Here is an 8,099-nt window from a genome sequence, read left to right on the forward strand (position 1 = left end):
GGTAATGGTGTTGTATAGATAAATGTCTTTGCTGAAACCTTTGTGGGAAGTCAGTAATGCCACTTTTTCAGCTTGCAGTTTTTGCTTTAATTCGGCTGATTCAGCTTTGGAAATCTGCGCATTGAATGTTTCGATCTGGTGAAACACATTGCCTTTGTCCCCGCCGATCAGCAGGATGTAGGAAGCGCCGCTTGCCACGCCCGTTCCGGCAGACCATGTGGTAACCTGTTTTCCGTCGCTGATATCGGCCAGTTTCTGCCAGGATTTTTTAACCGGATCATACGTAAAATTGCTGCTGTGCAAGTCACTGATCCCACTCGCTGTCGCGCTTCTTCCGCCCAAAACGTAAACCTGCGATTGCTTGCCATTGTGCTGCGCCACCACCACCGAATGCGACATAGCAACCGGCAGCGCAGGCAAAATTTCCCATTTTGGCGCAGCGTCCGAAAGGTTTAAGGCAAAAAACTGATTGGATGGTTTACCATTGTTCTCGCCGCCCGCTACATAGATTGTGTTACCGATGCTGGTCGCGCCGGCATTGGCCAGCGCAACCGGCATATCCGGTAAGGATTTAGGAATTAATTCGTTTTTTGACGCATCCCATTGCATCAGAACTGCCTTGTTGCTTACGCCATTTTCCTGCTCTCCACCCAAAAACACAATGCCTTCCGCCAAGGATACACTCGCCCCGTAAGCCTTTTTCACGGGCAAATGAGCAGTTTTTGAAGTGATCCACTCGTAAGCATCCTGCTTTTTTTGCAAAACAAAAATCTCATCGCGATACACTTTCTTGCCGCCTTCCCATGGCATTCCGTTCGGAAAATTGGCACCGCCCGCGACGATGAGCACGCCTTTGTGCACGCCCGTGAATGCACCAGCTACGCCCAGCTGCTCCTGGGCGTCAGATGTTGGCGGGAGATCGGTCAACTCCGTCCACACGATCTCATTTGCCTTTGGATCCTGGGCATGCAGGGTTGGTGACCACATAAAATGTAAGCAAAGTAAAAAACAGAGAAAAGGAACCTGGCGCTGCATTAATGAATGGTTTTGACCAGTGACTGGCCTGATTTAAAAGTATCAAAATTCAGCGCAGCAACGTCCGATTGAAATGCTTCAAACTGCGCCTCGCTCATGTTTTTTACCGGCAGGCGAAATGTACCACAATCCATCCCAACAACCTTCATATAAGCCTTACCCACAGAAATTCCTCCATATTTGCCCAATAAGCGGATCATATCAATGGACTGCTGTTGCAAGGCACCTGCCTTCGTCATATCATTTTGTTCAAACGCCTCGATCAGCGCGTGATACAGCGGCGCGGCGTAATTGAACGTACTTCCTACCGCTCCTTTTGCACCCACAGCCAATGCAGAAAGCATGTTTTCATCACGTCCCCAAAGCATATCATATTTGCCATTCTGGAAATTCAGACAAGATTGAAAATCCATAAAATCCTCATGCGTATACTTGATACCCGCAAAATTCGAAACACGACCGTCGATGGCTTTCAGCAAATCAAACATGGGAAAACCTACGCCCGTGAGCACGGGAATGTGGTAGTAGTAGAACGGCATCTCCGGCACGCGCCCGGCAATGGCGATAATGCATTCGGCCAGCATTTCCACATTGGCGGGCTTGAAATAAAACGGACTGGTAAATGAAACCGCGTCCAATCTAATCTCTTGGGCATGTTTGGCCAGATCAATGCAATCTGCAAGACAGGTGCCGCCCAGCAGCGGCATGATGGTAAAATCCTTATCGCCGCCGGCGCAATCTGCCCAAGCTTCGGCTACCTGCTTTTTCTCGGAGACGGTCATAGAAACACCTTCGCCGGTAGATCCGCAGATGAACGCACCATTGACGCCGTTTTGTTTCAAAAATTGATAATAAGCCGGGATCAGATCCAGGTTAAGGCTGCCGTCGGCGCGCATGGGGGTAAACGGAGCGGCAATAAGGCCTTTCAAATGTAAATTCATAATATATTAGTGAAAATCGGATGCTTAATTTGGTCTTGCTGTTTGATAACCCGGTGTCTGTGCCACCAGCGGATCATTGGTCCAGATCGCGGCCTCGATCGGCCACAAAATCCGGTAAGCCTGGGTGGTTTTGTCTAAAACCCCGTAGGGATGGTTTACGCTCTTAAATATAAGCGGTTCAGCGCCGTACTTCATGCGGCGGAGGTCGTACCAGCGTTTTCCTTCGTGTACAAATTCTTTGGTACGCTCTTCAAAAATCGCCAGCTCATTGGCATCTTTTCCTGCATTTTTGAATGGCTTCGGATCTTTCGCAGGCGCAAAGGCGCGGTCACGCACGGGCTGAATGTATTGCGTCGGATCTCCGCCTTCTGCATTCGTGATCTCGGCCAGCATTAAGAGGCGATCGGCTTCACGGTACACAGGCCAGTCGTCGGAGAAATAGCGTTTGTTCGCGTCTATTGTTCCCAGGAATTTTACCAGTGCCGTGTTTCTGATCGTAGTTACATAAGGTTTTACATCGGTATTGACTTTGTAAAAATCATAGAAAGTCGCATTCCTTCTGCTGTCGGCCAGATCATAAGATTGGAACAGCTCAAAAGTGTATGCATAGCGCTGGATCACTTGCATGGAATTGGGCGCGGCCAGTACAAGCGGGTCTACCAGGAAATTCCCGACACCTGCTGTTACGGTTGAATCTTTGTAATGCAGCCCGTTAAAGTTGAAGGTTGAATAGGTATAAGCCGCCACATTGCTCATTTCCGCCTCTCCTACGCGGTAACGGATTGCGAAGATGATCTCGTTATTGTTCTTCTGGTTATAGGCAAAAACATTGGCAAAACTGGAAAGCAGCGTACTGCCTGTCACTGCATTTAATGCCGTTTTTGCCTCGGCCAGATCGGCGGTTGCGCCATACACTTTGGCAGACCACAGCAATACCTCTCCTTTCAGCATCAAAGCCGCATTCGGCGACCATTGACTTTTGTCTGTCACAGAAGCCTGCGCGCCAAAAAGCGAGACAGCCTTGTTCACATCCGCCTTAACAGCCGCCATTACATCTGCCTCAGACGCCCGCGGTTTTCTCAGCTGTACCGCATCCGTTGTTCCATTCAAAACATCGGCTTCCAGCACCAGCGGCACACCGCCGTAAGTTCTCAGCAAATGGAAATAGTAGTAGGCGCGCATTGCATAAGCCTGGCCCAAGAGGTAGCTTTTCCGGGTTTCAGAAAGGAATGTGATGGCTTCTACTTTTTGGATAAATAAGTTGAGCTGCAAAATCGGACCGTAAAATCCGGCCCAGTTGCTCACGCCCGAAGATGTTTCTTCAAGCCGCTGTTCGATCACCGGAAGCTCGTTCAGGGAGGTAGCCTGACGATCGACGGTACTGTAAGTGCCGCCGCGCAACTCGCCCAGGCGCAAAAATTGGAACTGGTTATCGCGGAATTGCTTGTGCAAGCCCACCATAAAATTGCTTACCTGCGATTCATTCTGCCAAAAATTGCTGTCCCCGAAGTAATCCTGCGGCGCAAGTTCAAGCGCGTTCTGGCAGGAACTGCCCAGCACCGAAAGCAGTGCCCAGCAGATGTAAATTCTGATCTTTTTCATCATGTCAAAAAGTGAAGTTGGCTCCGAGAATAAGGGTTGTAGGAATAGTATAAGCGCTGTTTTGCGAGCCAGTGCGCTCAGGCAGGCTCAGCAGTTTATTGGTGACGTAGCCCAGGTTCTGTCCCGTCGCGGTAAATGTTAATCCCGCTATTTTGGCCCGCTGTAAAAGTGAAGAGGGAACTGTGTAGCTCAGGGAAACTTCGCGGAAGGCAAGGTATGACGAGTTCACCCAGAACATGCTGCTTGGACGGTCGAAATTCTTGGAATTGAGCTGGTCCGCCCAGGTATAGCGCGGGTATTTTGCATTTGGATTTTCGGGAGTCCAGGTTTCTTTTACCATTTCGGTTGCATTGAATTCGCCCTGGAAGCTGCCCAGTGACCACATTTGCTGGAAGTCCATTTGTTTATGACCCAATGCAAAGTCCATCCGTGCGAACAGGGAGAGGTTTTTCCAGCGGATCGTTGTGTTAAAACCACCTGTCCATCTTGGGATAGTCCGTCCCAGTGAAACCATATCACGGGTGTCAATCGTGTCATTCTGATCCAGATCTTTCCACATCATATCGCCCAGTTGCGTTGAAATGTAAGTGGCCCTGTTCAGATTTTTGGAGTTGATCAAAGCATTGCTGGCAACCCTTTTTCCGGCGGAAGCACCGTATTGCACCTCACCGGCGGCAATGTCAATTTTATTGTATCTGTCCAGATCTTCGCCGGTGCGGATGATACCATCGCTCACGTAACCGAAAATCTCGCCCGGCTCCTGCCCTTCCTGCAAGCCGCCCGCCCAGATCACATTGCCTGTGCGCGGATCGTAAATGCGCTGTCCACCCTGACGGTTGTTTTCATTACCGTTAAATGGCAGCTTCAATACCAGGTTCTTGTTCCAGGCCGCATTCGCGCCAATTTGCACAGTAAAGTCCTGTTTTTGCACAGCCTTGAAAACACCTTCCAATTCTACGCCGCGGTTGCGCATGCTGCCATTGTTGGTCCGAATGCTGGTTACACCTGCGGAGGTGGGCAGCAACACACTGGCGATTTTGTCCGTCGTAACCCGGTTATAAACAGCTATGTTGGTCGTAATGCGGTTGTTGAAAAATCCCATTTCCACGCCTGCTTCCACCGTGTTGCTTTTCTCCCATTTCAGGTTCGGATTGGCTACGCCCGTTTGCAGAAATCCGATGCTGCCATTGTAGGGAATTTGTGAATTATAGGCACCCTGCAACTCATAAACGCCGATTCCGTTGTTGGTACCGATACCTATGTTACCGTTTTTACCATAACTCGCACGCAGTTTCAGGAAGGAAAGCCACTGCTGGGTGGAGGCCATAAATTCCTCTTTATGCACCAGCCAGCCTGCCGAGAATGCGGGGAAAGTACCAAACTGATTGTCGCCGATCAGCCTGGAATAACCGTCACGTCTCACTGTAAACGAAGCCAGGTATTTGCCGTCGTAATCGTAATTCAATCTGGCGAAAGCTGAAATAATGCGTTCCTGAGTGTGGTAAGAGTCGATACTTCGGGTGTTGGCGTCGTTGATCGTCAGGCCGAGATCCTGGAAATCGTTTGTGGGCGCCAGTCTTCCCGCTGCGGAGAAACCACGCGTAGCCTCGTCGTAATATTCAAATCCGGCCATCGCATCAATGTAGCTTTTGCCCAGAAATGATTTTTTGTAGTTCAAAATGGCATTGTAAGTCTGACGAATTGTGCGGTCGAAGCCTGCGGATGAAGCGCGATCCCGGTTCCAGCCTGTGTTCGGATTAGTCGTGCTCATGATCCCGATGCGAAAATCGCGATTGAAGGATTCCGATTCAGCCTCGTCGTACATTAGGATCCCGCCGACACGCAGATATAAGTCATCGCTGAAATCCACCTTGAATGCTTGTCCAAGAGTGAATTTGTCGGACTGATTTCTTCTTTTAAACTTATCAATGTTCACGCTTGGGTTACCGTCACCTGCATCACGGCCCAGGAGCAACTCACCCCTTGTATTTGTCCCGCGCATTGTCGGAGGGGCTGAAAGCATCCTGCCCCAGTAATTTGCCTCACCGTTCAGCAGCGATTGGTCCCGCCAGTTGGCGCGCGCAAATGCCAGACTGCTTTCCGATTTCAGCCAGCTTTTGATCTTGTAATCGCCATTCAATGTGAATGTCAAGCGGCGATAGAATGTGCCGAGTGAAAGCCCGTCTTCATTATAGTAGCCCAGATTGGCATAGTACCCGCCTTTTTCATTTCCGCCATTCATGCCGATGTTGTAGTCCTGCGAAATTGCGGGCGATTTGAATGCATAATCGCCATAGTTGAAATCTTTGTAGATTAAATCCGCATTCGTCCCATTGGGATCATAAGCGCCAGCTTCATTGGTTTTGATGGGATCTCTCATCGTTTTCCAGCCGTCGTTTGCATTTAGCAATTCGCGGTTCTGGTCGGTGAGGCGCATTGTGCTCCATATCGCGCGTGAATCATAATTACCGTCCAGAATGTTGCCGTTTGCATCTTTATATAGGTTGCCCGTGCCGCGCGGACCTACGCCGCTCAGGAGCGAGGAAGTAGTTACCCCATTTTTAATAGCTTCCACCACGCCCATCCGCGTCCATTTGATATAATCTTCTGCATTAAGATAATCGTAAGGCACATTCAGGAAGTTGATCCCTGTTTTGGATTTAAATGTAATGGAAGAAGAACCCGCCTTGCCTCTTTTGGAAGTGATCAGCACCACCCCATTGCTGGCGCGGGCACCGTAAATAGCTGTGGCAGAAGCATCTTTCAACACTTCCATACTTTCGATATCGTCGGGATTAATGTCGCTTAATGAACCGCGTACCTGGCCATCCACCACGATTAGCGGACTTCCGCTGCCGTCGAAGTTGGTCCCGCCGCGCAATGTAATCGTTGCCACCGAACCGGGGCGACCCGTTGACGTCGATACGCGCACACCTGCAATGGTCCCGGCCAGTGCCTGGGCCGGGTTGGAGCGCATTCCCGTTTCCAACACTTTGGAATCCAGCTTGGCAATGGAAGAAGTGATCTTGGTGCGGCTGGCTGATCCATAACCCGTCACCACGACCTCATTTAAAGAAGAAACGTCAGGTTTGAGAAAAATATCAAGTGTTGCAGCCGTGCCCGCAGGTACTTCCTGGATTACATAGCCAACCATCCTGAACTGCACCACATCGCCGTCGCTCACCTGGATCGAATAATCGCCTTCTACCGAAGTTTCCGTGACAATGCTTTTTCCTTTCAGCAAAACCGTGACATTCGGAAGCGGTTGCTTGTCGTCATCGGAGATCACCCTGCCGGTGAGCAACCTGCCCGACTGTGCCTGTAAAGCCATCGCCAGACAAACCCCGGAAAGGCTTAAAAGCACTTTCAAGCGCGTAATATTGAATTTCATAATAAGGTTAAGTTTAAGAATTTGTATTATGTATGACATAATAAAGGTAAAGGTATCAGGATGTTGATTCCAAGCTTCTTGTGAAAATTATTTTTATTGGTGGTAAATTGATAATAAAAAAATCACTTGCGGATTGGAATAAAACACGCACTTTTGTCATACATAATACGCTATACGCTTCAAATGGACGATATTTTTCAAAGCATCAAGAGCATTGATACAAGCTCACTGGTAGACAAAGTTGAGAGTAACCTGATCGCATTATTCATCGAAAAAGATTTCAAGGTAGGCGACTCCATCCCGAAAGAGCTGGAACTCGCGCAATCGCTTGGGGTAAGCCGGACGGTGGTGAGAGAAGCTATGCTGCGTCTGCGGCTGATGGGACTGGTGGAATCAAAGAAGCACCGCGGCGCCGTGATTACCAGTCCAGACCTGGTGTCCATTCTTGAAAAAAGCATGAACCCGAAGATCCTGGATGGTAATACATTAAAAGAGATCTTTGAAATGCGGCTGTCGCTGGAAATCGGTATGGCCGACTTCATTATGGAGCGCGTTACGCCCGAGGATATCGCTGCTTTGAAGGTTTTGGTTGAAAATGAGCCTTCATCCTCCGACCGGATGCTTTTCCAGATCGAGCATGAAATCGCATTTCACGGGAAGCTGTATGAAATCACGGGGAATGAGACTATGAAGAAATTCCAGCGCATGCTCCTGCCCGTTTTTGATTACGTGCATAAGAGCGGCTTGCTGCGCAAATATTCATCGAATGCAAATTTTGTTTCGCACAAGGGACTTGTCGAAATCATTGAAAACGGCAATTCGGAGCAACGGAGAAACGGGATGCGCAGCCATTTGGAAAACCACTTTGCAAGGCTGGCTATGAAATAGCGTACCCTTTTTATTTCCCTGATCCTGCATCTAAAATGCTTCTCGCATCGCGGTCATCGTACGATTTGATCAGCTCATCGAGCTTGCTTTTCAGCTCGGCGGTAACCTTTTCAAGTCCCGGCTTGCCGTATATGTTGACTTCTTCCGAAGGATCCTTTTTCAGGTCAAACAGCTCCCAGGAGTCGACGCGCTTGTAAAACCGGATCAGCTTGTAGTGGGTTGTGCTCACACCGAAATGGGGC

Annotated in this window: 6 protein-coding genes; 1 reads left to right on the top strand and 5 read right to left on the bottom strand. The window is 49.3% G+C overall.

Annotation, left to right across the window (positions count from 1 at the left end):
* The 4 genes from ACTIE6_RS11640 to ACTIE6_RS11655 form a co-directional block, all read right to left on the bottom strand.
* Positions 1-987: Kelch repeat-containing protein (locus ACTIE6_RS11640; protein WP_439556799.1), on the bottom strand; the 987-nt coding region annotated here is incomplete at its 3' end.
* A gap of 47 nt (positions 988-1,034) precedes the next feature.
* The gene (locus ACTIE6_RS11645; RefSeq protein ID WP_439556800.1) at positions 1,035-1,976 is read right to left on the bottom strand and encodes a dihydrodipicolinate synthase family protein; all 942 of its coding nucleotides are present in this window, start codon (positions 1,974-1,976) and stop codon (positions 1,035-1,037) included.
* Positions 1,977-2,000: 24 nt separating this feature from the next.
* Complete coding sequence (locus tag ACTIE6_RS11650; protein WP_439556801.1) at positions 2,001-3,581, bottom strand: RagB/SusD family nutrient uptake outer membrane protein; 1,581 nt, start codon at positions 3,579-3,581, stop codon at positions 2,001-2,003.
* 1 nt (position 3,582) lies between these two features.
* Positions 3,583-6,969 (bottom strand): SusC/RagA family TonB-linked outer membrane protein, encoded by a 3,387-nt coding sequence (locus ACTIE6_RS11655; protein WP_439556802.1) that lies wholly within the window; start codon positions 6,967-6,969, stop codon positions 3,583-3,585.
* Positions 6,970-7,122: 153 nt separating this feature from the next.
* Here ACTIE6_RS11655 and ACTIE6_RS11660 point away from each other — a divergent pair, with 153 nt between their 5' ends.
* Positions 7,123-7,857: a FadR/GntR family transcriptional regulator gene (locus ACTIE6_RS11660; protein ID WP_439556803.1), complete on the top strand. Its 735-nt coding sequence runs from the start codon at positions 7,123-7,125 to the stop codon at positions 7,855-7,857.
* Between the two features lie 10 nt (positions 7,858-7,867).
* On the opposite strand, the gene ACTIE6_RS11665 is transcribed toward ACTIE6_RS11660, so the two are convergent.
* Positions 7,868-8,099 (bottom strand): sulfatase/phosphatase domain-containing protein (locus ACTIE6_RS11665; protein ID WP_439556804.1); only part of this gene is annotated, 232 nt, incomplete at its 5' end.

The organism is Dyadobacter sp. (assembly GCF_051859145.1).
Classification (GTDB): domain Bacteria; phylum Bacteroidota; class Bacteroidia; order Cytophagales; family Spirosomataceae; genus Dyadobacter.

Coding starts and splice junctions, on each gene's coding strand:
- ACTIE6_RS11645 (WP_439556800.1), bottom strand. CDS start 1,976: ATGAATTTACATTTGAAAGGCCTTATTGCCGCTCCGTTTACCCCCATG.
- ACTIE6_RS11650 (WP_439556801.1), bottom strand. CDS start 3,581: ATGATGAAAAAGATCAGAATTTACATCTGCTGGGCACTGCTTTCGGTG.
- ACTIE6_RS11655 (WP_439556802.1), bottom strand. CDS start 6,969: ATGAAATTCAATATTACGCGCTTGAAAGTGCTTTTAAGCCTTTCCGGG.